At 62.6% G+C, this 26,596-nt stretch carries 24 protein-coding genes and 1 tRNA gene; 14 read left to right on the top strand and 11 right to left on the bottom strand.

What is annotated here, in order from left to right; translation table 11 throughout:
- Positions 1-109: 109 nt before the first annotated feature.
- The 5 genes from AC1RL5_RS18660 (at position 110) to AC1RL5_RS18640 (ending at position 5,325) form a co-directional block, all read left to right on the top strand.
- Positions 110-2,335: an AsmA family protein gene (locus AC1RL5_RS18660; RefSeq protein ID WP_072452108.1), complete on the top strand. Its 2,226-nt coding sequence runs from the start codon at positions 110-112 to the stop codon at positions 2,333-2,335.
- Positions 2,332-3,399 carry an A/G-specific adenine glycosylase gene (mutY, locus tag AC1RL5_RS18655; protein WP_011058733.1) on the top strand — a complete coding sequence of 356 codons (1,068 nt, stop codon included), beginning with the start codon at positions 2,332-2,334 and terminating at the stop codon, positions 3,397-3,399. Before AC1RL5_RS18660 ends, mutY begins: the two co-directional genes overlap by 4 nt.
- The gene (locus tag AC1RL5_RS18650) at positions 3,396-3,668 is read left to right on the top strand and encodes an oxidative damage protection protein (protein ID WP_011058732.1); all 273 of its coding nucleotides are present in this window, start codon (positions 3,396-3,398) and stop codon (positions 3,666-3,668) included. The genes mutY and AC1RL5_RS18650 overlap by 4 nt, the downstream gene beginning before the upstream one ends.
- A gap of 105 nt (positions 3,669-3,773) precedes the next feature.
- A tRNA-Phe gene (locus AC1RL5_RS18645) sits at positions 3,774-3,849 on the top strand.
- Positions 3,850-4,170: 321 nt separating this feature from the next.
- A complete protein-coding gene (locus tag AC1RL5_RS18640) occupies positions 4,171-5,325 on the top strand; it encodes a Fic family protein (RefSeq protein WP_072452109.1) in 1,155 nt (384 codons plus the stop codon).
- Between the two features lie 62 nt (positions 5,326-5,387).
- Here the strand turns inward: AC1RL5_RS18640 and AC1RL5_RS18635 are convergent, their stop codons facing one another.
- The 4 genes from AC1RL5_RS18635 to AC1RL5_RS18620 form a co-directional block, all read right to left on the bottom strand.
- The gene (locus AC1RL5_RS18635; protein ID WP_103407090.1) at positions 5,388-5,666 is read right to left on the bottom strand and encodes a hypothetical protein; all 279 of its coding nucleotides are present in this window, start codon (positions 5,664-5,666) and stop codon (positions 5,388-5,390) included.
- Positions 5,667-5,961: 295 nt separating this feature from the next.
- Positions 5,962-7,002, bottom strand: a complete 1,041-nt coding sequence (locus AC1RL5_RS18630; protein ID WP_207239929.1) for a DMT family transporter — start codon at positions 7,000-7,002, stop codon at positions 5,962-5,964.
- A 202-nt stretch (positions 7,003-7,204) separates the two neighbouring features.
- Entirely contained in the window at positions 7,205-7,663 is a 459-nt protein-coding gene (locus AC1RL5_RS18625) for a hypothetical protein (protein ID WP_103407092.1), read from the bottom strand.
- Between the two features lie 252 nt (positions 7,664-7,915).
- Positions 7,916-8,257 (bottom strand): isochorismate lyase, encoded by a 342-nt coding sequence (locus AC1RL5_RS18620; protein ID WP_011058729.1) that lies wholly within the window; start codon positions 8,255-8,257, stop codon positions 7,916-7,918.
- Positions 8,258-8,379: 122 nt separating this feature from the next.
- Between AC1RL5_RS18620 and AC1RL5_RS18615 the strand changes: the two genes are divergently transcribed.
- Entirely contained in the window at positions 8,380-8,709 is a 330-nt protein-coding gene (locus AC1RL5_RS18615; protein ID WP_065364819.1) for a hypothetical protein, read from the top strand.
- Between the two features lie 49 nt (positions 8,710-8,758).
- Entirely contained in the window at positions 8,759-9,736 is a 978-nt protein-coding gene (locus AC1RL5_RS18610) for an alpha/beta hydrolase family protein (protein ID WP_041115266.1), read from the top strand.
- Here AC1RL5_RS18610 and gltS read toward each other — a convergent pair whose 3' ends face one another.
- From gltS to AC1RL5_RS18595, 3 genes are read right to left on the bottom strand one after another with little or no spacing between them, the layout of a single operon-like run.
- Positions 9,737-10,945, bottom strand: coding sequence for a sodium/glutamate symporter (gltS, locus tag AC1RL5_RS18605; RefSeq protein ID WP_065364941.1), 1,209 nt, complete (start codon positions 10,943-10,945; stop codon positions 9,737-9,739).
- 52 nt (positions 10,946-10,997) lie between these two features.
- On the bottom strand, positions 10,998-11,936 hold the full coding sequence (gene hutG, locus AC1RL5_RS18600; protein WP_093407147.1) for a formimidoylglutamase: 939 nt from the start codon (positions 11,934-11,936) through the stop codon (positions 10,998-11,000).
- Between the two features lie 18 nt (positions 11,937-11,954).
- A complete protein-coding gene (locus AC1RL5_RS18595) occupies positions 11,955-12,680 on the bottom strand; it encodes an IclR family transcriptional regulator (RefSeq protein WP_019093890.1) in 726 nt (241 codons plus the stop codon).
- 259 nt (positions 12,681-12,939) lie between these two features.
- Between AC1RL5_RS18595 and AC1RL5_RS18590 the strand changes: the two genes are divergently transcribed.
- Positions 12,940-13,350 (top strand): hypothetical protein, encoded by a 411-nt coding sequence (locus AC1RL5_RS18590; RefSeq protein WP_011058723.1) that lies wholly within the window; start codon positions 12,940-12,942, stop codon positions 13,348-13,350.
- 82 nt (positions 13,351-13,432) lie between these two features.
- Here the strand turns inward: AC1RL5_RS18590 and AC1RL5_RS18585 are convergent, their stop codons facing one another.
- The 3 genes from AC1RL5_RS18585 to gabP all read right to left on the bottom strand — a co-directional run bounded on the left by AC1RL5_RS18585 (position 13,433) and on the right by gabP (position 17,722).
- Positions 13,433-13,753, bottom strand: coding sequence for a hypothetical protein (locus AC1RL5_RS18585; protein WP_011058722.1), 321 nt, complete (start codon positions 13,751-13,753; stop codon positions 13,433-13,435).
- 358 nt (positions 13,754-14,111) lie between these two features.
- Positions 14,112-16,142 carry a DKNYY domain-containing protein gene (locus AC1RL5_RS18580; RefSeq protein WP_492589510.1) on the bottom strand — a complete coding sequence of 677 codons (2,031 nt, stop codon included), beginning with the start codon at positions 16,140-16,142 and terminating at the stop codon, positions 14,112-14,114.
- A gap of 188 nt (positions 16,143-16,330) precedes the next feature.
- Positions 16,331-17,722: a GABA permease gene (gene gabP / locus AC1RL5_RS18575; RefSeq protein ID WP_011058720.1), complete on the bottom strand. Its 1,392-nt coding sequence runs from the start codon at positions 17,720-17,722 to the stop codon at positions 16,331-16,333.
- A 565-nt stretch (positions 17,723-18,287) separates the two neighbouring features.
- Between gabP and AC1RL5_RS18570 the strand changes: the two genes are divergently transcribed.
- From AC1RL5_RS18570 to AC1RL5_RS18545, 6 genes are all read left to right on the top strand, one after another.
- Positions 18,288-19,061, top strand: coding sequence for an ABC transporter ATP-binding protein (locus AC1RL5_RS18570; protein WP_011058719.1), 774 nt, complete (start codon positions 18,288-18,290; stop codon positions 19,059-19,061).
- A 13-nt stretch (positions 19,062-19,074) separates the two neighbouring features.
- Positions 19,075-19,827: an ABC transporter substrate-binding protein gene (locus tag AC1RL5_RS18565; protein WP_011058718.1), complete on the top strand. Its 753-nt coding sequence runs from the start codon at positions 19,075-19,077 to the stop codon at positions 19,825-19,827.
- Positions 19,828-19,892: 65 nt separating this feature from the next.
- Positions 19,893-20,585: an ABC transporter permease gene (locus tag AC1RL5_RS18560; protein WP_011058717.1), complete on the top strand. Its 693-nt coding sequence runs from the start codon at positions 19,893-19,895 to the stop codon at positions 20,583-20,585.
- Positions 20,585-21,274 (top strand): ABC transporter permease, encoded by a 690-nt coding sequence (locus AC1RL5_RS18555; protein ID WP_072452116.1) that lies wholly within the window; start codon positions 20,585-20,587, stop codon positions 21,272-21,274. The genes AC1RL5_RS18560 and AC1RL5_RS18555 overlap by 1 nt, the downstream gene beginning before the upstream one ends.
- A 49-nt stretch (positions 21,275-21,323) precedes the next feature.
- Positions 21,324-22,535, top strand: coding sequence for a methyltransferase (locus tag AC1RL5_RS18550; RefSeq protein ID WP_072452201.1), 1,212 nt, complete (start codon positions 21,324-21,326; stop codon positions 22,533-22,535).
- 294 nt (positions 22,536-22,829) lie between these two features.
- On the top strand, positions 22,830-24,461 hold the full coding sequence (locus AC1RL5_RS18545) for a BBE domain-containing protein (RefSeq protein ID WP_093407164.1): 1,632 nt from the start codon (positions 22,830-22,832) through the stop codon (positions 24,459-24,461).
- 383 nt (positions 24,462-24,844) lie between these two features.
- Here AC1RL5_RS18545 and AC1RL5_RS18540 read toward each other — a convergent pair whose 3' ends face one another.
- A complete protein-coding gene (locus AC1RL5_RS18540) occupies positions 24,845-26,428 on the bottom strand; it encodes a zinc-binding metallopeptidase family protein (protein ID WP_161466411.1) in 1,584 nt (527 codons plus the stop codon).
- Positions 26,429-26,596: the final 168 nt, after the last annotated feature.

Genomic DNA, 26,596 nt, shown 5'->3' with positions numbered 1-26,596 from the left:
AAAACCGCTACAACGAAAAAACCTCTAACTGCAATGGGTGACCAGTCGTCAGGTTCAGAGCGCTATACTCCCCCGCTAAATTTTGAATTCGACATACAAGGACTCGCCCATGAAAGCGTTCGGCAAAATCCTGGGTCTGGTAATTCTCGGGCTGTTGCTGATCATCGTGGCTCTGGGCTTCGCCCTGACCCACCTGTTTGATCCCAACGACTACAAAGACGAGATTCGCCAGATTGCCCGCGACAAGGCCCACATCGAGCTGACGCTCAATGGCGACATCGGCTGGAGCCTGTTCCCCTGGCTGGGCCTGGAACTGCACGATGCCGGCGTCGCCACCCTGGCCAACCCGACCCAACCTTTCGCCGACCTGCAGATGCTCGGCCTGTCGGTCCGGGTGTTGCCGCTGCTGCGCCGCGAAGTGCAGATGAGCGATGTGCGTGTCGAAGGCCTGAACCTGCGCCTGACCCGCAACAAGGACGGCCACGGCAACTGGCAGGACATTGGCAAGGCCGCACCGACCGACAAGCAGGCCGAGACTCCGGCCGCCAGCACCGGCCAAGCCAGCCAACCACCAGCCGGCGCGGACAAACCCGCGCAGCCGATCCGCCTGGACATCGACAGCCTGACCGTGAACAACGCCCGGGTTGAGTACAACGATGAACAGACCGACAAGCAGTTCACCGCCGAAAGCATCCAGCTGAGTACCGGGCCGATTCACGAAGCCACCAACACCCCGGTCAAGCTCACGGCCTTCCTCGCCAGCAGCCAACCCGCAGTGCGCGTGCGCACCGAGCTCAATGGCGAACTGCGCTTCGACCGCGCCCTGCAGCGCTACCAGTTTGAAGACATGCGCCTGTCCGGCGAAGCCGCCGGCGACCCGTTACAAGGCAAGACCCTGACCTTCGCAGCCCAGGGCCAGCTGCTGCTGGACCAGGCCGCCAACGTTGCCCAGTGGACCGGCCTGAAGGTCTCCCTCAATCAGTTGCGCGCCCTGGGTGAGCTCAAGGTCAACGACCTGGACAAGACTCCGCAGATCAGCGGCGGCATCTCCATTGCCCAGTTCGACCTGGCGAGATTCGTCGACAGCATCGGCCAGACCCTGCCCACCATGGGTGAAGGCAGCCTGAGCAAGGTCGAGCTGGTCAGCCGCCTGCAAGGCACGCCCAGCAGCCTGGCCCTGGAAGACCTGAACCTGAAGCTCGACGACAGCACCTTCAGCGGCCGCCTGGCCATCGAGGACTTCGACAAGCAATCCCTGCGCGCCCAGCTCAAGGCCGACACCTTCAATGTCGACCGCTACCTGCCGCCCAAGTCCGCCGAAGCCAACAGCGCGGCATCGGCACGCAAGGCCGAAGTGCAGAGCAGCGAAGCCGATGCCATGGCCGGAGCCGGCAGCACCCCGCTGCCCAACGCACCGACCAAGGGCGCCTGGAGCACTGACCGCCTGCTGCCGGTGGAACGCCTGAGCAAACTCGACGTCGATGCCGACCTGAACTTCGGCCAACTGACCCTGGACAAGCTGCCGATCCAGAATGCCGCACTCAAGGCCTCCGGCCAGGGTGGCCTGCTCAAGCTCTCCAGCCTGCGCGGCGAGCTGTACAACGGCAGCTTCGATGCCAGCGGCAACCTCGATGTGCGCCAGAGCACACCGCAGTTGAGCTTGCAGACCAAGATCAACCGGGTGCCGGTGGAACGCATCCTCGAAAGCCAGGGCCAGAATCCTCCGGTCAAGGGCCTGGTGACCCTGAACAGCAACCTCAGCGGCAGCGGCAACAGCCAGAAGGCACTGATCGACAGCCTCAACGGCACCGCCAGCTTCGTCATCAACAACGGCGTGCTGCTCAACGCCAATATCGAACAGCAGCTGTGCCAGGGCATCGCCGTGCTCAACCGCAAGAACCTCAGCAGCACGCCACGGGGCAAGGACACGCCCTTCCAGGAACTCAAGGGCAACCTGACGCTGCGCAATGGCGTGGCCAGCAACCCGGACCTGAAAGTGCGCATCCCCGGCATGACGGTGAACGGCAACGGCGACATCGACCTGCGAGTGCTGGGCATGGACTACCGGGTCGGCATCATTGTCGAAGGCGACCTGCGGGATAACCCGGACCCGGCCTGCCAGGTGGGCGAGCGCTTTACCGGCATCGAGCTGCCGCTGCGCTGCCGCGGCCCGCTGGAGCTGGGGGCCAAGGCCTGCCGCCTGGACAAGGACGGCCTGGGCCAGGTAGCAGCCAAGCTGGCTGGTGACCGCCTGCAGCAAAAGATCGACGAGAAACTGGGGGACAAGGTCAGCCCGGAACTGAAGAACGCGCTCAAGGGGCTGTTCAAGCGATGAGAGCCGAGGCGTTTTCAACGGCGGTGCTGGACTGGTACGACCGCCACGGCCGCCATGACCTGCCCTGGCAGCAGGACATCAACCCGTATCGGGTGTGGGTCTCGGAGATCATGCTGCAACAGACCCAGGTCAGCACCGTGCTCAACTACTTCGACCGCTTCATGGCCTCGCTGCCCACGGTGCAGGCCCTGGCCGAAGCCCCGGAAGACGAAGTGCTGCACCTGTGGACCGGCCTGGGCTACTACACCCGGGCGCGCAACCTGCAGAAGACCGCGAAGATCGTCATGGCCGAATACGGCGGCGAGTTCCCCCGGGACGTGGAAAAGCTCACCGAACTGCCGGGCATCGGCCTGTCCACCGCCGGCGCCATCGCCAGCATCAGCATGGGCCTGCGGGCGCCGATCCTCGACGGCAACGTCAAGCGGGTGCTGGCACGCTTCACGGCCCAGGAGGGCTACCCCGGGGAGCCCAAGGTGGCCAAGCAGCTGTGGGCCGCCGCCGAGCGCTTCACGCCCCACAGCCGGGTCAACCACTACACCCAGGCGATGATGGACCTGGGGGCGACCCTCTGCACCCGGAGCAAGCCCAGCTGCCTGTTGTGCCCCCTGGAGCGCGGCTGCGAAGCCCACATGCTCGGCCTGGAAACCCGCTACCCGATCCCCAAGCCACGCAAGGAAGTGCCTCAGAAGCGCACCCTGATGCCGATGCTGGCCAACCGCGAAGGCGCCATCCTGCTTTACCGGCGGCCCTCCAGCGGCCTCTGGGGCGGGTTGTGGAGCCTGCCGGAGCTGGATGGCCTGGACGACATCCAGCACCTGGCCCTGCAGCACTCCCTGGAACTGGGCCAGCAACAGCAGATGCCCGGGCTGGTGCACACCTTCAGCCACTTCCAACTGGCCATCGAACCCTGGCTGATCCGGGTCGAAGAGTCGGCCCTGCACGTCGCCGAGGCCGACTGGCTCTGGTATAACCTCGCCACCCCGCCGCGCCTGGGCCTTGCCGCCCCGGTGAAAACACTGCTCAAACGCGCGGCCGAAGTCTTGAATGCAGGAGAGTCGTCATGACCCGCACCGTAATGTGCCGCAAGTACCAGGAAGAACTGCCGGGCCTGGAGCGCCCTCCCTACCCGGGGGCCAAGGGCCAGGATATTTTCGATCACGTCTCGGCCAAGGCCTGGGCCGACTGGCAGAAACACCAGACCCTGCTGATCAACGAAAAGCGCCTGAACATGATGAATGCCGACGATCGCAAATATCTGCAGGGCGAGATGGACAAGTTTTTCTCCGGCGAGGAATACGCCAAGGCCGACGGCTACGTGCCGCCGGCTGAGTAAAGCTGTTGAAAATCGGGGGTGGAACGTAAGCGACGGTAATAATTAAACATTTTTTTCAAAACTTGCTTGACGCCCCCCTGAAAAACCCGTTTAATGCGCCCCGTTGCCCAGATAGCTCAGTCGGTAGAGCAGGGGATTGAAAATCCCCGTGTCGGCGGTTCGATTCCGTCTCTGGGCACCACCTTCAGCTTTCACGTGGTGAACGCATCACGTGAAAGCAACCAAGAAACCCGCCTAGTGCGGGTTTTTTGTTGCCTGAGATTTGGCCCTTCCCTCCCCCCTGCGCGATACCTCCGCTTTCTTTCCTGCACAACCAAGCCCCCTGCACGACCATCACGCCGCCAACACAGCGCATCTCGCCTCAGCTTTTCTCAAGCGTTCACTTAAATGAAGAACCATCTTGAGATAATCATCTTTTGATATTCGACCAAAACCCCTATAGAACAGGGCCTACAGCAAAAAAATCATAGATGTTTTTTTCGGCTTTCGAGATGTTTGCACAATGCCTGCATTCTTCCATCACGATCTTGAGCTGCTAAACCCGTCCTTCGACTCCCATCTGGTGGACGTGCTCAGCGAGCTTGAGCACCTTCGGCGCTTGCGACTGGAAGGCGATACGCCTCCTGCGGTCTTCTATCAGCTGAAAACGATCTTCCACATCCTGGAAAGCCTGGGTTCGGCGCGCATCGAAGGCAACCACACAACACTTGCCGACTACATCGAGAGCAAGGTTGAAGGCACAGCCGAGGACACCGATCAGCTACGCGAAGTGGCGAACATCGAAAAAGCCTTGGACTACATCGAGCAAACCATTCGCCCGGGAACACCGATTACCGAGCTCACCATCAGAGAGCTGCACGCGATGACCGTCCAAGACCTGGAGCGAGAGGGCGATAGGACGCCTGGAGCTTATCGCCAGGGCGCAGTGCAGATCGCTCAGGCCACCCACCTACCTCCTGATGCCCTGATGGTGCCCAGCTACATGCAAGAGCTGGTGGAGTTCGTCAATCGGGAGGACCTGCCCAAATACGACTTGATGAAAGTGGCCTTGACCCATCACCGGTTTGGCTGGATTCACCCCTTTGGCAACGGCAATGGTCGCGTGGTGCGCCTCCTGACTTACGCACAGCTGATGAAATATGGCTTCAACGTCGATACGGGTGGCCGCGTACTCAACCCTACCGCTGTTTTCTTCAATGATCGGGAACGCTACTACGCCATGCTCGCCACCGCGGACCAAGGAACCAAGGCCGGGCTGGAGACCTGGTGTACCTATGCTCTAGAGGGCATTAGGGACGATCTGGAAAAGGTCAACCGCCTCACCGACTATCGCTACCTGACCCGGTACATCCTGGCTCCCGCCATTACCTTTGCTCGGGATCGACAATGGATCACTGCTGCGGAAGAAACGGTACTGACCACGGCGATCAAGTCAGGTGTTGTTAAATCGAGCGATATCGCCCAGGCGCTGCCCAAGCTGACTGCCGGGCAAAGGACCTATCAAATAAAGAAACTGGTGGACCAGGGCATGCTGTTACCCATCAGCACCAACGCCCGGCAGTACACCATCGGTTTCTCCAACAGCTACCTCATCAGAGGAATGATCAAGGCGCTTCGAGAGCAAGGGTTCATACCAGCACCGCTTGAGGCGCCGTGACACTCTCTCGGGCTCTCCAAGGGTGCCCAGAATCAAACTCGCTGGCGCACCGCCTGCGCCGATCAGGAGGCCCTGTCGGCACTCTCCATCGCCCGCCCCCGAGCCACATCGAGCAGGGCCACGCCATCACCGAGCAGTAGCGAGGCGATGTCGGCGATCTGGAACAGGTCGCTGGCGTCGGCCGTTTGCGCGGTCATGCAGGACAGGCTGTTCATCAGTTTGTGAAGGGCGCGTATGCGCTGATCGGCGCAGGCCAGAAGATCGACCAGCGGCGCATGGGGATTGATCAGCAGGACGGGGTTGTCCGCTGGCGTGTGTTGAAGAGGGATATATCCGTTCATTGGTGTAGCTCCGTGCGTTAGGGAAGCTCCCCCCAAGCTCTCCTACAAGCCGGGTGGCAGCTGTACGCGGGGTAGGAGACCGGTCGCACAACCCGGCCACGCCGAAGCGTGCCCGCGCACAGCCGCCATAAAACACAGGGCAGCAAGAAGCACCCAAGAAAAGCTGGGCGCCTGTGCACGGTGCGACTCTCGGGCTCCTACACCCGGCCGCTGATTTGGCAGCGACCGGCGCAGAGTAAAGAGCAGGTCCGATCAGCGCAAGCCCTCACCTGGTGACTGAAAGTAACCGGCCCGCTCAGTGCTTGTGTCGATGATGAATATCGGGGAAGTGCGCGTGGCTATGCCGGATCGGCGCGTGCTCATGGGGATGACTGTGGGGCTCTGAGCCGTCCCACTCAAAGCCGTGTTCATGCTGGTGGTGCTCGTCATGCCGGTGGCGATGGTTGTGCGCGAGAGGCTCATGCTGATGCTCGTGGGCATGATTCTCCATGAGGTGAATCCACACGCCGATGGCCATCAGTGCCGCCGCCACCAGGAACCACAGAGAAACCGGCTCGCCCAGGATCAGAATCGAGATCACTGCTCCCAGGAATGGCGCCGTGGAGAAGTACGCCCCGGTTCGCGCACTGCCCAGCCCACGCAGGGCCAGGACGAACAACACCAGGCTGACGCCGTACCCCAGAAACCCCACCAGCAGTATCGGGCTCAGCGTGGTCACAGCAGGCAGTTGCGCGCCGATGGCCAACGCCAGGCTGGTGTTGACCACCCCCGCCGCCAAGCCTTTGCTGCCCGCAATGAACAGCGCATCCGAGGCGGAGACTTTCCGGGTCAGGTTGTTATCAATGGCCCAGCAAAGACAGGCGAAAGCCACCGCCAGCGGTCCCGTCCAGTCATGCGCAGTGGCGCTCTGGTGCGGCCATGACAGAACGATCCCGCCTAATACGATGGCAATCATGCCGATCACGATCCGTCGATCGGCGTTCTCCCTGAACACCACCCACGCCAGCAACGCCGTGAGTACCGACTCCAGGTTGAGCATCAATGAGGCGGTGGCACCCGGCGTCCGTGTCAGGCCGAACATCAGGGCGACCGGGGCAAGCACGCCGCCAAAGAGGATGGCTCCCATCAGCCACGGCCACTCGCGCACCGTCAGCCCCGTACGTTGCCAACCTCGATCCCGAGCGAAACGAACAATGGCCAGGCCGACACCACTGCTCAGATACAACAACCCGGCCAGGAGCATCGGCGCAACATCCACCCCCAACAGCTTGGCCAGCGGCGTACTGGCGCCGAACAAGGCGGCGGCAGCCAATGCATAGAGAACACTCAGATTCATATTCGGATCGCCTGTCAGGCTCGTTGCGTGCGGTGACGCATGATGGCTTGGCCTGTGTGGAAATGATGTGAATCGCCCCGCACCAGACAAGCGCGCCCTCTCCCAGCCAATAGCAAAAACCCTGAACCTTTCGATTCAGGGTTTTCAGACCTGGAATTGGGCATCACCCATGCTCAACGCCGGGCACCCCACCACCCCTCTCTCAGTAACCGTTATTCCAGTGGACGTTGAGATCGCGCATAGCCGCCACTTTCATATCGACCATGCTCCGCTGTTCCAGCCCTTTGCGGGTGGTGATGACCTGGTATCTGCCGGCCGGCAACTGCACAAAGACGATCGGGCCCACTCCGCTCAGGCTCAACAGCTGATGCCCTTGCGGGTTCTGGATCAGCACATCGACATCCGAGGTGTATTCGTTCCCTGAGCCGACGGAAAAGGTCATGTGCAGGTTGTAACCCTTGGCCTGCTGAATGGCCCGCGACTCGTCCAGGCCGATGCCGCCGCTGACATAGGAAATACCGTTCTGTTGCAGCGGCTCCAATTGCACGCCAGCCGGGTCGATCGGCTCATTGCTGGTGGAGGCGGAGCGCACGCTCACTGGTGCGGCCAATAGCAGCACCGCGATAACACCTGACAGGACACTCATAGAAAAGGACTTCATGATGACCACTCCCGGGCTCGTCTCGAACCACTGAATGGGACGCCACCGTCAGGCCTCTGGCCCCGGGACGGCAGCGCCCGGGTCTCCCCTGCTTCATCTTGAATGGCCAGGCCATGTCTCAGGCCAGAAGCCGAATGAAAACCCTCGCTCGCCTTGTGCAACCAGGCTCGCCCATAGCTCCTGCTATTGAGTGTAAAACCTGACACAGGGCGGTTTAGATCGATTCGGCGTGAGGCCTTTAACCAAAGGAGCCTAGGCTAGGGGACCAGCCCCTCGGCTCGGAGCCTGCGCCGCCTGCCAATGCTTCATCTCCTCGGCGATGAAGTGCTGCACCAGATCGCTGTACATCTTCTCGATGGCATCCGGGTTCAGGCCTTCGGCCGCCGCCCAGTCGCGACGAGTGGCCAGCATGGCTTTGAAACGCTCCTCGGCGCGCACGGTGGCCGCCGAGGTCTTGAATTTCGATGCCGCCAGTACGTACTGGAAGCGCGCGCCGAGCAAGGCGATGACCGCTCGATCCAGGGCATCGATTTCCCGGCGGATATCGTCCATGCCCTGGCATTGTTCCGGGCTCATCTGATTCTTCACTTCCATGCTCAAGGCTCCATCGACGTATAGGGGTACCCGGGCTCGACCGGGCCCGGATTATTCCCATGGGCCCGCCTGGGAGTAAAGTTGCAGGCATCCGCCCATCCGGGCGCAAAGGAACTGCTCTCGTGAACCAGAAACGAACCCGAGTCCGCCTGCCCCATCCCCAGCCCGGCAAGACCCGCAGCGGGGCCTGGTTTTTTTTGCTGATCGGCAGCGTGCTGCTGGCACTGACTGCGCTGCTGGGCTGGACCCTGGTAAGCGCGCTGCTGGACGGACAGATCGTCACCAGCAACCGTGCCGGGCCGAAGCTCGCCTACAGCCAGGCGTTGCAGCCCACCCAGTTTTATATCGAGCTGCTCTGGCAGGGCACCAGCACCCTGTTGCTGGGAGCCCTGGCAGTTGCCGCGCTGTGGATCGCCCGGGTATTAATGGGCGCACAAAAAAATCGTCGCTGAACGCCTGGGGTCGCTCCGGTCCGTTACAGCCGCCAAGGAACAACCGCCCATGTCCCTGCTGTCCTCGCCCGACCTGCCTGCCGCCCGCCCCGCCACTGCCGAGCCGGCGCCCGGCCCCAGTGAACGCTTCAGCGAAGTGGCGGCGGACGGTTTCCGCCTTGGCGGCTTCAGCTGGCGCCACGCGCAAGCCGATCCGGCGCGCGCAGTGGTGATCATCAACGCCGCGACCTCGGTGCGCTGCCGCTATTACTTTCGCTTCGCCGACTACCTGTTCGCCAACGGCTTCGACGTGATGACCTACGACTACCGCGGCATCGGCGAGTCGCGCCCGGCCTCGCTCAAGGGGCTCAAGGCATCCTGGTCGGATTGGGGCGCGCTGGATTTCGAAGCCATGCTGCAACGCGCCCGGCGCGAGTTTCCCGGGCAACCGATCGACGTGGTGGGCCACAGCTTCGGCGGCTGCGCCCTGGGCCTGGCGGCCTCCGCCGGGGTGATCCGCCGCGCGGCCACCATGGGCGCGCAGTTCGCCTACTGGCGCGACTACGTGCCCGCCCAGCGCTGGCGCATGCTGGGCAAGTGGCATGTGCTGATGCCCCTGCTGACCCGCCTGTACGGCTACTTCCCCGGCAAGCGCCTGGGCTGGATGGAAGACACCCCCGCCGGGGTGGTCCGCGACTGGGCCACCCCGCACCCGCGCTACGAAGGCCGCCCCAGCGGCCGCAGGCTGGCCGCAGAGCGCAGTGGGCAGCCCTTCGCCCAGGTCAGCGCCCCGATCCTCGCCATCAGCGTCAGCGACGACCCCTTCGGCACCGTGGCAGCCATCGAGCGGCTACTGGGCTACTTCGACAACAGCACGCGCACCCATTGGCGCATTCGCCCCGAGGACATCGGTGAGGTCGAGATCGGCCACTTCGCCTTCTTCCACAGCCGCTTCGAAAGCCGGCTCTGGCCGCTGCTGCTGCACTGGCTGCAGCACGCAAGCCCGGCCCCGAACAGCCCGGGGCAAGAGCTGACGCCGGGGCGCTGATCAGGCAAAGGCGTTGATGAACCAGGTGATCAGCGGGATCGCCACGATGTCGATCAATACCGCACCGCACAGCGGCACGATGATGAAGGCCTTGTAGGAAAAGACCTTGTAGTGATCACAGATCGCGCCCATGTTGGCCACCGCATTGGGCGTGGCCCCCAGGCCGTGGCCCATGAAGCCGGCACACAACACCGCCGCGTCGTAGTTGCCGCCAAACAGGCGGAACAGCAGGAACACGCACAGCAGCACCATCACCAGCACCTGCACCACCAGGATCACCAGCAGCGGCAGGCCGAGCTGTTCCAGTTCCCAGAACTTCAGGCTCATCATGGCCATGGTCAGGAACACCCCCAGGCATACGTCGCCCAGGGTGCTCACGGCGCTGTCGGGGATGTCGATGATCCGCGCCCGGTCATTGAGATTGCGCAGGATGATCGCCACGAACATCGCCCCCACGTAGCTTGGCAGGACGATGCCCAGGTGCTCGTTCAGCGCGCTACCGATCCAGAAACCCAGCACCATGATCAGCAGAATGCAGGTCAGCAGGCGCAGCAGGGTCGGCGCATCCAAAGGCGCCACCGAACCCTGGGCAGCGTTTTCCAGGTGCTGCAGGGTACTGACCTGATCGGCCTGGATCTGCAGGCGGTTGCGCTCGATCAGCCAGCGCGCCAGCGGGCTGCCCAACAAGCCGCCGGCAACCATGCCGAAGGTGGCCGAGGCCAGGGCCGCCGTGGTGGCCCCCACCGCCCCGAGGTTTTCCGCGATCGGGCCAAAGGCCGCCGCCGCGCCAAAGCCACCCTCCAGGGACACCGCACCGGCCATGATGCCCAGCAGCGGGTCGATGCCCAGCGCCTTGGCGGCACCGACCCCCACCAGGTTCTGCAGCAGCGCCAGGGACCAGCAGGCCCCCAGGTAGACGAACAGGATCTTGCCGCCACGACGCAGCAGGCCGAGGCTGCCCCCCAGGCCCACGGTGGTGAAGAACGCCACCATCAAGGGCGTCTGGATCGCGGTGTCGAGCTTGATCGCCAGCAGTTGCTGATCGCGCAGCAGCCAGACGATCAGGGCAAAGCCGAAACCGCCGATCACCGGCGCCGGGACACAGAGCTGGGTCAGCCAGCGGCTGCGTTTCTTCAGCTGGGCTCCCACCCCCAGCAGGATCAGGGCTAGCGCCAGGGTGGTCAGCGCGTCCAATTCAAAAGTCGGCATGGCAAACATCTCTTCTTGTCATTGTGGTGTTGCGCGGCGAGGGGCATGCCCCTCAGTGAATCAGGCTGGCCAGCAGACGCGCGGCCACGCGGGCGGTGCGCTGGTCCTGGTCGAGCCCGGGATTGAGTTCAGCAATGTCGGCCACGCGCAATTTGCCGCTGGCCCGAGCACGGCGTACCAGGTGCTCGACCACCTGTACATCCACCCCGTGGGCCGAGGGCGCACTGACGCCGGGAGCCTGGCTGGCCGGCAGCACATCCAGACACAGGGTCATGTAGAGCACGTCGATACCGTCGAGAAAAGCGTCCAGGCAGGCCTCGACTGCCGGCAGGTTCCAGCCCTGCATCTGCCGGTCCAGCAGGTAGCGCACATCGAGCTCCCGGGCTTGCTCGAACAGCGCCTGGGTGTTGCTCAACTCGCTGACCCCCAGACAGCAATACTCGAAAGGCATGCCGGCCTGCCGGCAGTACTCGGCGATCTGCCGGAACGGCGTACCGGAGCTGCTTTGCGGCGCATGGCGCAGATCGAAGTGGGCATCGAAATTGAGAATGCCGATGCGCGGGCAGGGCTGTTGGCGGCGCAGGTGATCGGCCAGGCCACTGAAGCTGGCAAAGGCGATTTCATGACCACCGCCCAGCCCCAGGGCCAGGTGCCCCTGTTCGAGCAACAGGCCGAGGCGCTCGGCGTAGCGCTGCTGGGCGCTTTCCAGGTGGTGGTCGGTGCAAGTCACGTCCCCTGCGTCATACAGCGGGCCGGTGCCGTGCCAGGCCAGGTTGGCCAGGGCCGCGCGCAAGGCTGCCGGGCCCTGGCTGGCACCGGTGCGCCCCTGGTTGCGCTTGACCCCTTCGTCACAGGCCAGCCCGAGCAAGGCGATACCCGCCGGCTGCTGTTCGGCCCAGGGCTGCACCCACTGGTGCCAGCGCCGGGCGGCAAGGCCTTCGGACAGGTCGATACGACCCTGCCACAGGTGCATGGGGGCGGTGCTGATCATGGTCTTGCTCCAGTCAATTCAATCCAGTCGGGCGCTCAGGCGCTGGGCCGCTTCGCGGGTCCAGCGGATCAGCCGCTCACTGCGCTGTTCGGCGCGGAACGCCGGGGCCATGAGGCTGATGGCGCCTTGCAAGCGGTCACGGCTGTCCAGCAAGGGCGCGCTGACACCCCAGATGCCCAGATCGATCTCGCTCAGGCTCACCGCATGCCCGGCGGCGCGAATGGCCCCGTAGCTGTCCAGGTGCGCGGCGAAATCCGCCTCCTCGACGCCCTGCTGGCGCAGGATCGACAAGCACAGCTCAGGCTCCATGTAGGCCAACAACACCTTGGCCGAGGCGCCCAGCAGCAGCGGCTGCGCCAGGCCTTTCTGGTAGCAGCAGCGCAAGGGCTGCGGGCTGTCCACCAGCTCGATGCAGATCGCCTGCCCGTTGCTTGGCACCATCAGCGCGACGCTTTCCTGGCTGAGTTCGGCCAGACGGTTGAGCTCCGGCTTGGCCAGGGTCACCAGCAGGCCTTCGCGGTCGAACTTCTTCGCCAGTTGCAGGCAAGCAGGCCCGGGCAGGTAACGGCCCTGGCCATTGTCCTGGGCCAGCCCCCAGCGCAGCAGGGTCTTGAGGTGGCGATAGGTGCTGCTCAGGGGCTGCTGCAGGTTCAGCGACAGCTCCTTGGCAGACATGGCCTCCGGGGATTGCCCCAGGGCCACGAGTATTTGCAGCAGACGGTCAGTGGGCGTGTGGTAGTGCATAGCGGCCTCTTGCAGCCATGGTGCATGGAGTTTCCCGGCAAATGAAATCAGATTCCCAGGCAATGGGAAAAGGCTGCAAAAAACCTTTGGCACAGGTGCTGCGCCGCAATGGACCTCGGCCCATGCAGGATCGTCGGTACTCGCCTTGAGGCCTTGGCGGGTGCCAGCGCAGCGATTTGCTGGCATCCTTTCCCGCCTGACCGGCCGTTCGCCCCGAATCCGCGAGCGCCGCCCCTTTGCGCAACAAGGTAAGACGCCCATGGCATCGATCGACAAACAACACAAACGTGCCGCCCGGGCAAAGGCCAAGGCCAAGCAGAACCGCGCCAAGCGCACTGCACCGACCTCGGAACTGGAACTGGACCCCAACGACAGCCGCATCGACTTCGAATCGGTGGACCTGACCGAGCTGTTCGTGAAGATGCGCGACGCCGAGAAAACCAGCCAGCAGGCGCTGTGCACGGTCTTCCTCTCGGACCCGCTGCTGGAGCTGGTCTATGAGCAGGAGGGCGAACAGGGCGCCACGGACTTCATCCTTGCGGCGCTGATCGAATACCGTAACTGGTCCACCGAGGCCGACGAGGCCACGGCCCTGGCCTGGATCGAGTCCGAGGCCTTCCAGGCCGACTACATGGCCGCATCCCAGGCACTGTTCAGCGCCGAAGGCTGAGTTTCTTCCGGGCATAAAAAAAGGGCGCATTCAGCAATGAATGCGCCCTTTTTCGTTTCAGCCAAACAGCCTGGCGTGATGCTCAGGCAGCTTCCAGCCGAGGGATTTCCATGCCGATGCGCGAGCTGGCGAAGTTCAGGTCGCCGCTGGCGATGGACTGGGCCTTGAAGCCTGCGCCGATCAGGTCGCGTACATACAGCTTGTTGTAGATGAACATGAACACCAGGTTGCTCAGGCCGAAGGTGAACATGGCCAGCAGGAACATGATGGCAGCCCATTTCCAGTCGGCGCGGAACAGCGCCGGGATGAAGCCGAAGAAGAACACGGTCCAGGAGAAACCAACTGGCGCTTCCTTGATGGCTCCGGTGTTCGGGTTTTTGAAGATGATTTTAGTGAACGCCATGCGCGTCTCCTTGCCGCCCTTTCTTTAAGGGACCAATGGCCGGGCGATCACCATTGAACCCTGAATGCTCGTTCTTCGAACCGGGACTGTCAGGCAGGCGCTGACACTCAGGAACCATGGCGGCCACGCAGGGAACAAGGGACAGAAGCAGAAGGCGGATTCAGGGCCCCGACAAGCATTCAATCCCTTGCAATACAGCGCTATTCCATAGCTCCTCTCACGCTGGCACGCAAGAGCTCTTATCGAAGAGCGCGCAGGCTACTATTTCGCCAGCGGGCTGTCCATGAAACGCCATGTAACAAGTCACAAATCCAGCAAAAAGGCCGCCGTCAATGCTGACGGCAGCCTTTTTTGCCTTTCAGAACGCCAAACTCTCAGAGCCGGTATCCCCAGCCGAGGCCTTCGTCAGTGCCTGGTGGTATTGCTGGGCACTGATTTCGCTGAGCGTCGCGTAACCGTCGTACTGGTAGAAACGCTGCTTGTCCCGGGCATAGCGCTGGGCAACAAACTCCAGGCTGGCCAGGTCGATGCGCTTGGCACTCACCGGCCGCCGGCCACAGAACAGCTTGCGCGTGCCCAATTGCAGAAAGTCCGGATGTGGAACCATCACTTCCTCCGGGCTGAATTCCACCTCCAGCGGTTTGCCGGCAGCAAACATCAGTGTCGCGGTGAAGGCGTAGCTGCCCATGACGCGAGTGTGCGCCGGGTCGAGGGGCTTCTTTCTTGCGCCGTAGTAATACACCGCCCCCTTGTCCCGGGCCCAGCCATGCCCGCATGACTCGAAGCTGGCCAGATCCGCTTTGGCCATAGGCTCGGGCACCTGATAAAAGACACTGTGGCAAAAAACCCTCTGGCCATCTGTCAGGTACGGGCCGCCCAGGGCACGGTAATGATCGGCGCAGGCCGAAGAGAATCGCTCCGGCACCCGGGTCTCGGCGCGATGAAAGGGGATCAGGTACAAGCCGTTGGCATCGCCACACAGGTGTGTGTCCAGCAGCTTGAAACTGCCGGCATCCAGACCATTGATGGGGCGGCCATGGAAGTGCACCTGGCTCCCCAGCTCGAACCCGGAGCCGATGGAACGCAAGGCCTGGGCTGTTGACACCGATGGTGCCTGCAAGCGATGCCACCAATAATCTTGCAACTGCGGATGCGCCTCGAAGTACGCCGACCACTCTTGCAGCATGGTGTCATCGATCACCCCATCCGAACCGAGCGGGCCGTGCCTGTCACCCACCAGCAACGGCGAATAGTTGCCTTCGCCACGCTCCAGCTGGGCCACTACAAAACTCTCTACATCCACGTCCAGCGGCTTGCTGCGCCGGTAGACGCGATGCCGGTCAGCGTAGTAGTCGAATCCCAGGTGACGGAAACTCGGGCCATCGGCACCACGCAGGCGGGTGCCATTGCAGTAGACGAACTGATCGTCCACGGCAAAGTACGGGTCCGCCGCTTCACTCTGGCTCAAGATCCGGCCACCAGCGTCGAACACCGACTGAACACGGTTCAGCAGGCGGAAGTCACCGACATAGCGCAGGGTTTTTCCGGTCAGGTAATAAGCCCGCCGCGCATCCTTGGCGTAGCGCTCGTTGAGCACGCTGAAAGTCGCCAGATCGACGTTGTCGATGCGGTAGAAATACTCATAGGCGATGCTCGAGCCCTGCTGCGCCTGGACGATCACCGAATGCCCATCCGTACCCCAGCGCCAGGCCAGCATCTGGAAGCCATCCGGATTGGCAATCGGCAACGGCGAACCGTCCTTCTGATGCAGCACAACGCCGCCCCGGCAGACCTGGCCGCTGATCACTTGATAAGCCGGATGGTTGGTACCGCGTACCTGCTGCTCCGCCCCGGCGATCGCCCGGGCGCCGAGGAAGACCTTGTCCCCGTCACTGAACAGCACCGACCCCGCAGGCCAGTTTTCTGGCACCGGGTGCACAAGCGCCAGGCGCTCAGGCTGCGCGCCGTCGATCACCTCCTGCCCGTAATCATGACAGAAGTAGGCACGGCACTGATCACGCCAATGGTCATGGCCCAGGCTCTGCAAGCCCCGACACGCACGCACCGGCAAGGCTTGCAACGGGTGGTAGCCATAACGCGCGAAGTAACGGGGCAACGCATAATAATCGGCCCGCGCATCACGCAGCAGGTGCCGATGAACACGATGTCGCCAGAGCGGCTCGCCCTCTACCAGGGGGGAAGCCGGGAATTGCTCGGTCGCGGCCTGGCAAGCCTGCTCAGCCGGGGTCCGCCCTTCACGCTGCAGCATGAGGTACACATCCCGGGCTCGCTCCTCCACCAACAGCGCCCCCTCCACGAAGGCGAACCCTTGATGCCATTCGAGGTCGAGCAGTTCCCACTCGGCATCATCCATATCCAGGTCTTTCATCGCTGCATCCCAAGCTAACCGAGTGGCGGATTATCAGCAGGCGCCCCGGGTGGGTAAAGCGCCCCGTCGCCAGGCCGCGAGCGAGCCTCTGCCCGCCACCAGCAGCCCCCCCCCAAGTTGCATCCGGACATGAAAAAGGCCGCGGTCATTTCTGAGCGCGGCCTTTTCATAAAGAGCGGAGCAAACCGTCAGTTCAGTGCCAGGGCACCATTGCGCTCGGCCTTGCGCCGACGGGCCACCATCAGGCCGGCAGCGATGACGATGACACTGAGCAGGCCAGTGGCGAGGATCTCCACCCTGTGCTCTTCCTGGAACAGCATGATGCCCAGCACCGCGACGATGAACACGATCACAGCGTAAGTCAGGCCCGGGAACAGCCACATGCGGAAGGCGATCTTCTCGCCGGCAGCCATGCGCTTGTGGCGCATGCGCAGTTGCGAGACGGCAATCACCAGGTACACCAGCAAGGCAATGGCGCCGGAGCTGGCCAGGAGGAATTCGAACACCGCCGCCGGAGCGACATAGTTGGCGAACACCGCAAGGAAGGCCGCAGCGGTGGACAGGATCACCGCCCAATAAGGCGTGCCGCTGGCGTTGGTGCGCTTGGCGGCGGCCGGGGCATCGCCACGCTTGCCCAGGGAGAACAGCATGCGCGAGGCAGTGTAGAGCGCCGAGTTCAGGCAACTGGTCACGGCCACCAGCACCACCAGGTCAACGATCAGCTTGGCATTGGGGATGCCCATGCGGTCGAGCACGGTCTGGTAGGAGCCGACCTGGGCCAGGCTCGGGTCGTTCCAAGGCACCAGCGCCACAACGATAAAGATCGATACCAGGTAGAACAGGCCGATCCGCCAGATCACCGAATTGGTGGCCTTGGAGATCTGCTTGCCCGGGTTGTGGGATTCCGCCGCGGCGATGGTGACGATCTCGGTGCCCATGAAGGAGAACATGGTGGTCAGCATGGCGGCCAGTACCGCGCCCATGCCGTTGGGCATGAAGCCCTGGGTGTCCACCAGATGCGATACGCCACTGACCTGGCTGTTGGGTAGCAGGCCGCAGATGGCGGCGAGGCCGAGGATCACGAAGCCGATGATGGCTACCACCTTGATCAGGGCGAACCAGAACTCGAACTCACCGTAGTTCTTCACGCTGAACAGGTTGGTGGCGGTCAGCAGCAGGGTGATCACCAGAGTGAAGACCCAGATCGCCACGTTGGGGAACCAGGCATGCAGGATGGTCGCGGCAGCGTTGGCTTCCAGGGGAATCACCAGCACCCAGAACCACCAGTACAGCCAACCGATGGTGAAACCGGCCCAGTGGCCGATGGCGCGGTCCGCGTAGGTGGAGAACGATCCGGTGTCCGGCGAAGCCACGGCCATTTCCGCCAGCATGCGCATCACCAGCACCACTAGGGTGCCGGCGGCAGCATAGGCCAGCAGCACGGCGGGGCCGGCTTCGGCAATGGCGTGGCCGGAGCCGACGAAGAGGCCTGCGCCGATCACGCCGGCAATCGACAGCATGGTCACATGCCGCGGTTTGAGCCCCTGTTCGAGGTCATTGGAGAGTTGCGTACCGCTCATGAAAAGCACCTTTGCAACGAAAAAAGAGTAACTCCACCCGGTCTGCATTCGTTCTCGTAAAAAGAATCCAACAGGGCGTTCTTTATATCGCACGCAAGAATTGCGCCAAAATGTTACAGAACCCCGGGCAACAAGGGTTGGCGAGCCGACCGATGGAAATCCCAAGTCATTGAGAACAATGGCATTTCGCCATTTCGTTACCGGCCGACTCACTTGCAGGACGAAATGGCGCACCAAAAACACACCCGAAAAGCAGCCGATGAGCGATTAGAGTGCAGATCCATGACCTTTGGCCCGTTAACCCTTCCAACACCCGGCCAAAGCTGGCACCATCGCGCCTTTTTTTACGCGACACCTACCGGATTTCAGGCGGATCCAGGGTTCAAACAGGCGTTCGGTTGTTGATGGGGCGACAGTCTTCTGTGCTGATGCGACAACCTGCCACACGCCGTCTGTTTACCTCCGGTAGCGCTGTTGGCTGCGCTTGGAACCCTATGCTAGCTTGGCGCCTCGCCAGGAAGGCCGCCCAACAGCAGGAGCACAATGAACTCAATGAGGACCGCACATGGCTGAGGCCACGCCCGCGCTTGAAATCCGCAACTTGCACAAACGCTACGGCACTCAGGAGGTACTCAAGGGTATCTCGCTGACCGCACGCGACGGTGACGTGATATCGATCCTGGGTTCCTCCGGCTCCGGCAAGTCCACTTTCCTGCGTTGCATCAACCTGCTGGAAAACCCGCACCAGGGCCAGATCCTGGTGGCCGGCGAAGAGCTCAAGCTCAAGGCCGCGAAAAACGGCGAGCTGGTAGCCGCCGACGGCAAGCAGATCAACCGCCTGCGCAGCGAAATCGGGTTCGTCTTCCAGAATTTCAATCTCTGGCCGCACATGAGCGTGCTCGACAACATCATCGAGGCGCCACGCCGGGTGCTGGGCCAGAGCAAGGCCGAGGCCATCGAAGTGGCCGAGGCGCTGCTGGCCAAGGTCGGCATCGCCGACAAGCGCCACGCCTACCCGGCACAGCTGTCCGGCGGCCAGCAGCAGCGCGCCGCCATCGCCCGGACCCTGGCGATGCAACCCAAAGTCATCCTGTTCGACGAGCCGACCTCGGCCCTGGACCCGGAAATGGTCCAGGAAGTCCTCAACGTGATCCGCGCCCTCGCCGAAGAAGGCCGCACCATGCTGCTGGTCACCCACGAAATGAGCTTTGCCCGTCAGGTCTCCAGCGAAGTGGTGTTTCTGCACCAGGGTCTGGTAGAAGAGCAAGGATCGCCACAGCAGGTCTTCGAGAACCCGCTTTCGGCACGCTGCAAACAATTCATGTCCAGCAACCGCTAACGGAGCTACACGCATGCAGAGCTATAAGAAAATCCTCCTGGCCGCTGCCGTCACCCTGGCCTTCAGCGCCAGCGCTGCCGCCGAGACCCTGAAGATGGGCATCGAAGCAGCCTACCCACCGTTCAACAACAAGGACGCCAGCGGCCAGGTCGTGGGCTTCGACAAGGACATCGGTGACGCCCTGTGCGCCAAGATGAAAGTCGAGTGCACCGTGGTCACCTCCGACTGGGACGGCATCATCCCGGCCCTGAACGCGAAGAAGTTCGACTTCCTGATCTCCTCGCTGTCGATCACCGATGAGCGCAAGCAGGCGGTGGACTTCACCGACCCGTACTACTCCAACAAGCTGCAGTTCATCGCGCCCAAGGCCAAGACCGACTTCAAGACCGACAAGGCCTCGCTCAAGGGCAAGATCATCGGCGCGCAACGGGCGACCCTGGCCGGCACCTGGCTGGAAGACAACCTGGGCGACGACATCACCATCAAGCTCTACGACACCCAGGAAAACGCTTACCTGGACCTGACCTCCGGCCGCCTGGACGCGATCCTGGCCGACAAGTACGTCAACTACGAGTGGCTCAAGAGCGACGCGGGCAAGCCTTATGAGTTCAAGGGCGAGCCAATGGTGGAAAGCGACAAGATCGGGATTGCCGTGCGCAAGAAAGATCCACTGCGCGAGAAGCTGAACGCCGCCCTGAAAGAAATCGTGGCCGACGGCACCTACAAGAAGATCAACGACAAGTACTTCCCGTTCAGCATCTATTGATACTGACTTGCCTGACCGGCGCTCGCCCCCTGGGCGCCGGTCCTTAGCAAAGCCATCCAGACCCCATGAATATCGATCTCTACGGATTCGGCCCGGCGCTCGCCGCCGGCGCGCTGATGACCGTCAAGCTGGCCCTCTCGGCGTTATGCCTGGGGCTGGTGCTCGGCCTGCTCGGCGCCTTGGCCAAGACTTCCCCGTACAAGCCACTGCGCTGGCTTGGCGAAACCTATTCGACCATCGTGCGCGGCGTCCCGGAACTGCTGTGGGTGCTGCTGATCTACTACGGCACGGTGAACATGATGAGCGCGCTGGGCGAGCATTTCGGCAACCCCGACCTGGCCCTCAGTCCGTTTCTCGCCGGGGTGATCGCCCTCGGGCTGTGCTTCGGCGCCTATGCCACTGAAGTGTTTCGTGGCGCGATCCTGGCCATCCCCAAGGGCCACCGCGAGGCCGGCACCGCGCTGGGCCTTTCCAAGTTTCGGATCTTCAGCCGCCTGATCCTGCCGCAGATGTGGCGCATCGCCCTGCCGGGCCTGGGCAACCTGTTCATGATCCTGATGAAGGACACCGCGCTGGTGTCGGTGATCGGCCTTGAAGAAATCATGCGCCACGCGCAGAACGCCGTGACCTTCGCCAAGCATCCCTTCACCTTCTTCATGGTCGCGGCCTTCATGTACCTGGGCCTGACCGTGCTGGCCATGACCGGCATGCACTTCCTGGAAAAACGCGCCGCCCGCGGCTTTGTGAGGACGACGTAATGGAATGGGAAGTCATCTACAAATGGCTGCCGAAGTTCATCCAGGGCGCGACACTGACCCTGGAGCTGGTGGGCATCGCCGTGATTCTCGGCCTGCTGCTGGCCATCCCGCTGGGCATCGCCCGCTCGTCCAAGCTCTGGTACGTGCGCGCCCTGCCCTACGCCTACATCTTCTTCTTTCGCGGCACGCCGCTGCTGGTGCAGCTGTTCCTGGTGTATTACGGCCTGGCGCAGTTCGACGCGGTGCGCGACAGCTTCATGTGGCCCTACCTGCGCGACCCGTTCTGGTGCGCCACCGCCACCATGACCCTGCACACCGCGGCCTACATCGCCGAGATCCTGCGCGGCGCCATCCAGGCCATTCCCCCCGGTGAAATCGAAGCCGCACGGGCCCTGGGCATGTCCCGGCCCAAGGCGCTGTTCTACATCATCCTGCCGCGGGCGGCGCGCATCGGCCTGCCGGCCTACAGCAACGAGGTGATCCTGATGCTCAAGGCCAGCTCCCTGGCCAGTACCGTGACCCTGCTGGAACTGACCGGCATGGCGCGCACCATCATTGCCCGCAACTACCTGACGGTGGACATGTTCTTTACCGCCGGGGTGTTCTACCTGTTGATGTCGTTCATGCTGGTCCAGGCCTTCCGCCAACTGGAACGCTGGCTGCGGGTCGACGCCTGCCAGGGACGCTGATCTTCTCCCGCTCCCGCCAGGGAGCGGGTCTGCCCCGGACGCCATGACCATGCCTGCGATTCTCCAAGGCCCTGCGCTGCTCAGCCGTTTCCAGGCCCTTGACCGTTTTTTGCTGGAACACCAGACCCTCTGGCGCCCGCGTCCGTTCAACCACCTGCAACTGCCGTGGGAAACCGCTCATCCCGAACTCGCCCAGTGGTTGCGCCAGCGCTCCCTGGAAGACGCCGAAGCGGCCCACAACCACCCGGAGCACCTCCAGGCACCGGCCCCCTTTACCCCACTGGCGGAGCAGGCCCGAGCACTTGGAGCGGTGGGCGAACTCCCCATAAAGGCACTGCCCGCGCCTCACCCACGTCTCAATGTCGACGTACCCGGGCGCAAGTGGCAGCAGATCGAAGCCTTCGCCGCCTGCCTGCAATTCGACCGCACACCGACTCACTGGCTCGACTGGTGCTCCGGCAAGGGCCACCTCGGCAGGCGCCTGCTGCAACCCGAGCAGCAACTGACCTGCCTGGAATACGACCCGGCGCTGATCGAGAGTGGCGAACAACTGAGCCGGCACCACGGTTTGCCCGCCCGCCATCTGCAACAGGACGTGCTGGCCGATGACACAGCCCTGCGCCTGCACGCCGAGCACAGCCCGGTGGCCCTGCACGCGTGCGGCGATTTGCATGTGCGCTTGATCCAGCTGGCCAGCCAGCAGGGTTGTCCACAGCTGGCCATCGCCCCGTGCTGCTACAACCGCACCCGCGCCAGCCACTACCAGGGCTTATCCACAGCCGCCCAGGCATCACGCCTGGACCTGTCCCTGGAAGACCTGGCCTTGCCCATGAGCGAAACCGTCACTGCCGGTGCCCGAGTTCGGCGTCAGCGCGACACCTCCATGGCCCGGCGCCTGGCATTCGACCTGCTGCAACGGCAAGTACGTGGCCTCGACGAATACCTGCCGACGCCGTCCCTGCCCAGCCACTGGCTGAACAAACCCTTCGCCGACTACTGCCGCGACCTCGCCGCCCTCAAGGACTTATCCACAGTCGATTGCCAGGATTGGGCCGCGCTCGAAGCGGCCGGCTGGCAGCGCCTGGGCCAGGTGCGCAACCTGGAACTGCTGCGGGGCCTGTTCCGCCGTCCCATGGAGTTGTGGCTGGCGTTGGACCGCGGGCTGTTCCTGCAAGAGCAGGGCTATGCCGTGCGCCTCGGAACCTTCTGCGAGGCCCCCTTGACCCCGCGCAATCTGCTGCTGCTGGCAGAGCGCCCGTAACCGCCTGGTACGACAGGTCCGACTCACGCTCGTTGTGCATAACCACTGCGACCAGTGACCTCACTAACGGACGTCGGGCACCCCTTGGGTAACCCGCAACCCATTGAAAGTCGCCGATCAAGCCGGGGGATGTCCCTCAACTTCACGAAAGAAAAAAACCAAGCTCATTACGCCTACTAGTCTCTAAGGCGAGCTGGACACCAGCAGCACTCAAGCCACAGCTCTGGCGCAACTAAAGCGGTCATTTTTCGACAGGAAGTCGCCAAGTCCCAACACACATACAGGGAGTTACTCATGAACGTCATAGACCCTCAGTCACACACCTACGAAACCCTGCAAAAGGGGTTCAACTTGCGCTGGCCGCCCAGTATCGAACAGGGCGCAAAGCGGATTTATGTGTGTACGACACCCGATGAAGTTCTGGCCGCAGCCAATACGGCACTGCGTGACGGCTATCGCATCACGGTGCGCAGTGGCGGCCACTGCTACGAGGGTTTTGTTTCCAACAAGTTAAGCGGCGAAACAGAAAGCCTGGCAATTATCGACATCGGTGAAATGAAAGGCCTGAAGTACGAAGAGAGCCAATCCATCACATCTCCCTGGGACAACCAGAACAAGAAGTATCGATTCATGGCATTGACCGGCAATCAGAATTGGGACGGTTACCTGTCGCTGTACAAGCAGGCCGGGCGCACCATTCCTGGCGGCTCATGCTATTCGGTCGGTTTGGGCGGGCACATCAGCGGCGGCGGTTACGGTTTGTTATCGCGCCTTCAGGGCTTGACCGTGGACTGGGTAACCGGCGTCGACATTCTTGTGCCTGTGGAAAACTCGCGGCAACTGAAGTTCCGGCATGTTCGCGCAGACAGTCCATCGAAAGAAGACAAGGCATTGTTTACCGCCTGTTGCGGGGCCGGCGGTGGCAACTTCGGCATCATCATCGGCTACTACTTCGACCAACTGCCCCAAGCCCCGCAACAAGCCTACTGGATTCCCCTGGCCTACCCGTGGAAAGAGCTGATTCCCAACTTCTCGAACTTCCTGCGGGCCTATTGGCAATGGTTCTCGGATAACGACGCCGCCGCGACCAGCCCAGTGGAAGGGGTTGGCAATGGTGGATTGTTCACCCTGCTGAAACTGAACCATGTGGATACCTCCGACCATGTGGTGCTGGCGATCCAATACACCGGTCCCAATGGCCTGGTCGGCGGCGCAAACGATGTACCGCTCAACGACTTCATCAGCAAGATGAATGCCGCGGCGGGCATCACGCCGACTCTCCATGACGGTTTCATCGCACCCAACATTGCACCGCTCAGGCACCCGCTTGCCGGCAGGAAGTTCAAAGGGGCGGTGGCTGAACACACGGCGATGGATTGGCTGTACGTCACTCAAATGATCAACGGCTCGGGCAACAACCAGCGGGGCAAATACAAGTCTGACTATCAGGTCGAACAGTTCTCCGAGCAGGCCTGCAACGCGTTGCTGACGCACTTGACCGAAGCCACGCCAGACAAACGCTTCAGTCAGTCGCTGGTACAGATCGACTCCTACGGCGGGGCGATCAATAAAAAGGGCATGGGAACAACTGCCGTTCCTCAAAGAAGCTCACTGCTTAAAGCCCAATACCAGACGTACTGGACCAACGCTGCCGATGACGCGGTGCAAATAGCCTGGATTCGCAACATCTTCAATGCCGTACACGGCGGCAAGCCGAAAAGACCCGCCTACGATGGCTGCTACATCAACTACCCCGATGTCGATATGAAGTACACCGCTACAGGCGCTGTAGACCCCGACTGGTTGAACTTGTACTACGGCTGGAACACACCACTCATCAACACACTTTGCAACCTGAAGGCCTCAATTGACCCCAACAACCTGTTCCGTCATGAAATGTCCATCCCGGCCACAAAGGCGGAATAGGTTCCGACCCGGGCACAGCACAACGGCATAAGCACAGCGTGCTCGGTTGAGCCTCCAGGCGTCCGTGCGCCATTGGCTCGATGAGCATGCTGTGCGCTTGTGCGACAGGCTGTCGCGACCTGTGGATAAGTCTGTTGATGGAATTCTGGAAAAGCCTTGGATTGCTTGGCTTTGGACGACCTTCACAGACTGGTCATTTTTTGTTCACAAAATAAAATCCCGAAAAAACAGCCAGTTGCATAAAGATGAGAACGGCTCCACAAATTCGACACTTCTCGGCCCTGGCAACCCATCCGTTGTGCATAAACACCTTAGCGAACGGGCATAACGCCATTCGCCCAGGTGCCATGGGACGATCTCAGGCAAGGGCCTGATAGCGGCGGCTACTCATCGGCCCGCGCCGGAATCCACCACTCTTCGCCCCGGGCCGTGCTGATGTACTCCGGCCAGCGGAAATCGTGGGGCACCTTGAAGTCCTCGGGCAGCAGTGGTGCCTGCCAGCGACTGCCGCCGATACCGCCACCGGTGCGCTCGACAAACTCGGCCTTGGCCGCACTCAACAGGGCTTCGTCGGTCAGCAGGTCCACCAGGGTCGCGGCAATGGTCTTGGCCGCCACTTCGATCATCGGGTCGATGGTCTGGCGGATGCCGCCCAGGGCGTTGGACACCCAGTCCGGATAGACCGTGCCAGCTGGCGCGCTGAGCATCGGCCGGGCCACCAGCAGGCGCACGGTGGGACAGTGCCAGGTGTATTCCGGGTAGTCATCGGAGGTCAGGTAGTTCTGCCAGGCGGGCATTTGCAGGCGCATCTGGCGCTCGCACTCCTGGGGTTCGATCAAGGCTTCGGTGGCTGGCAGAAATGGCCGCTCCATGGCTTCGAGGCCAAGGTTGCGCTGGATTTCCCGAGCGATCTCCCGGGCTTCTTCGTCCCACTGTGGAGCGCCCACCGCCGCCAGGTTGTCGTAGGTGGCCTGGGCCATGACGTGGTTGGGCAGGCCGCCCCGGGACTTGCACACCCAGGTCTTTTTCCAGCGGCAGCCGGTGGCCATGGCGGCCGCTGCGGCGTTGTTGTCCATGACCTGGGAGATGGTCTCGGCCTGCTCGATGGAATCGCAGCGCAGCAGGTACTGGATCTGCGACAGGTGCGGCGGCAGGTTGTCCGCGGTGGCCTGGCCGGCGGTGAGGATCGCTTCGTTGTAGCTCCACAGGCCGGTGAACGGCAGGGTCGAGCGGCGCAGGCTTTCGTTCAGGGTGTAGAAATGCACCAGGGCGTCGTTGGCCCCCGGCGCCCGGGCCGCCAGATGGTTCTGCGGGATCGGGCTGTAGCGATCGGCGGCGATCCAGTTCTGCGGATCCTCGCAGGTAAAGCTGTAGATGTAGGCGTAGGCGATGCCGCAGTGGGTGTCCCAGGTGGTGGTGTTGTTCAGCGGCAACATGTAGGTGGGGTGGAAGCTGATGGCGGCATCCAGGTCATCGTAGTAGCCCTTGGCGGCGTGGACCGGCTTGGAGGCGCGGAGCTTTTCCGCCGGCTCGCCGAAGAACCTGATGCTGCCCTGCAGGCCGAATTCCACCATGGTCGCCTTGGCCGCCAGGGCCCCGCCGAGGGCGCTGATGCCCAGGGCCGAGTGCGGGTCGGTGTGCCCCGGAGCGAAGCGCGACAGGCCATCGCGCGGCTGCTTGCGGGTAGTGGCCGCCTGGCAGTTGCCGGGCACCGCGTCGTATTCGCCGTAGGTAGCCAGCAGCGGTCCCTGGCCCTGGGTGAAGGTGGCGCAGAAGGCCGTGGGCATGCCACCGCTGGCGCGCTCGACGGTGAAGCCCTCGGCTTCCAGCAGTTGCACGTACCAGGCGCTGGACTTGTATTCACGAAAGGCCGGCTCGGCGTAATGCCAGATGATCTGGTGCCAGTCCGACAATTGCTGGCGGTGGCGTTCAACCCAATCCATGGCGAATTCTTTGTAACGGGACATCCGCGGCACTCCTGGTTATCCAGGTTCCGGCCGGCCGGCGCCAGGACGCCACAGCGCCCCCACTCGGCCTGCGGGACCTCTTGTTGTTATTAGGCTTGTCCGGTCGGCTAAAGGCCGGATCGAGGCTCAGTATTGGTGAAGCGCCGATTACATCAATCGAATTTTTTA

The organism is Pseudomonas sp. GW822-FHT06D10, from assembly GCF_058799535.1.
Note: the sequence above shows the minus strand (reverse complement) of the source record. Positions and strands in the feature narration are given on the sequence as shown.

What these genes read in the sequence shown, in the direction of transcription:
- AC1RL5_RS18660 (WP_072452108.1), top strand. Translation starts at nt 110, where the DNA reads ATGAAAGCGTTCGGCAAAATCCTGGGTCTGGTAATTCTCGGGCTGTTG.
- mutY (WP_011058733.1), top strand. Translation starts at nt 2,332, where the DNA reads ATGAGAGCCGAGGCGTTTTCAACGGCGGTGCTGGACTGGTACGACCGC.
- AC1RL5_RS18650 (WP_011058732.1), top strand. Translation starts at nt 3,396, where the DNA reads ATGACCCGCACCGTAATGTGCCGCAAGTACCAGGAAGAACTGCCGGGC.
- AC1RL5_RS18640 (WP_072452109.1), top strand. Translation starts at nt 4,171, where the DNA reads ATGCCTGCATTCTTCCATCACGATCTTGAGCTGCTAAACCCGTCCTTC.
- AC1RL5_RS18635 (WP_103407090.1), bottom strand. Translation starts at nt 5,666, where the DNA reads ATGAACGGATATATCCCTCTTCAACACACGCCAGCGGACAACCCCGTC.
- AC1RL5_RS18630 (WP_207239929.1), bottom strand. Translation starts at nt 7,002, where the DNA reads ATGAATCTGAGTGTTCTCTATGCATTGGCTGCCGCCGCCTTGTTCGGC.
- AC1RL5_RS18625 (WP_103407092.1), bottom strand. Translation starts at nt 7,663, where the DNA reads ATGAAGTCCTTTTCTATGAGTGTCCTGTCAGGTGTTATCGCGGTGCTG.
- AC1RL5_RS18620 (WP_011058729.1), bottom strand. Translation starts at nt 8,257, where the DNA reads ATGGAAGTGAAGAATCAGATGAGCCCGGAACAATGCCAGGGCATGGAC.
- AC1RL5_RS18610 (WP_041115266.1), top strand. Translation starts at nt 8,759, where the DNA reads ATGTCCCTGCTGTCCTCGCCCGACCTGCCTGCCGCCCGCCCCGCCACT.
- gltS (WP_065364941.1), bottom strand. Translation starts at nt 10,945, where the DNA reads ATGCCGACTTTTGAATTGGACGCGCTGACCACCCTGGCGCTAGCCCTG.
- hutG (WP_093407147.1), bottom strand. Translation starts at nt 11,936, where the DNA reads ATGATCAGCACCGCCCCCATGCACCTGTGGCAGGGTCGTATCGACCTG.
- AC1RL5_RS18595 (WP_019093890.1), bottom strand. Translation starts at nt 12,680, where the DNA reads ATGCACTACCACACGCCCACTGACCGTCTGCTGCAAATACTCGTGGCC.
- AC1RL5_RS18590 (WP_011058723.1), top strand. Translation starts at nt 12,940, where the DNA reads ATGGCATCGATCGACAAACAACACAAACGTGCCGCCCGGGCAAAGGCC.
- AC1RL5_RS18585 (WP_011058722.1), bottom strand. Translation starts at nt 13,753, where the DNA reads ATGGCGTTCACTAAAATCATCTTCAAAAACCCGAACACCGGAGCCATC.
- AC1RL5_RS18580 (WP_492589510.1), bottom strand. Translation starts at nt 16,142, where the DNA reads ATGAAAGACCTGGATATGGATGATGCCGAGTGGGAACTGCTCGACCTC.
- gabP (WP_011058720.1), bottom strand. Translation starts at nt 17,722, where the DNA reads ATGAGCGGTACGCAACTCTCCAATGACCTCGAACAGGGGCTCAAACCG.
- AC1RL5_RS18570 (WP_011058719.1), top strand. Translation starts at nt 18,288, where the DNA reads ATGGCTGAGGCCACGCCCGCGCTTGAAATCCGCAACTTGCACAAACGC.
- AC1RL5_RS18565 (WP_011058718.1), top strand. Translation starts at nt 19,075, where the DNA reads ATGCAGAGCTATAAGAAAATCCTCCTGGCCGCTGCCGTCACCCTGGCC.
- AC1RL5_RS18560 (WP_011058717.1), top strand. Translation starts at nt 19,893, where the DNA reads ATGAATATCGATCTCTACGGATTCGGCCCGGCGCTCGCCGCCGGCGCG.
- AC1RL5_RS18555 (WP_072452116.1), top strand. Translation starts at nt 20,585, where the DNA reads ATGGAATGGGAAGTCATCTACAAATGGCTGCCGAAGTTCATCCAGGGC.
- AC1RL5_RS18550 (WP_072452201.1), top strand. Translation starts at nt 21,324, where the DNA reads ATGCCTGCGATTCTCCAAGGCCCTGCGCTGCTCAGCCGTTTCCAGGCC.
- AC1RL5_RS18545 (WP_093407164.1), top strand. Translation starts at nt 22,830, where the DNA reads ATGAACGTCATAGACCCTCAGTCACACACCTACGAAACCCTGCAAAAG.
- AC1RL5_RS18540 (WP_161466411.1), bottom strand. Translation starts at nt 26,428, where the DNA reads ATGTCCCGTTACAAAGAATTCGCCATGGATTGGGTTGAACGCCACCGC.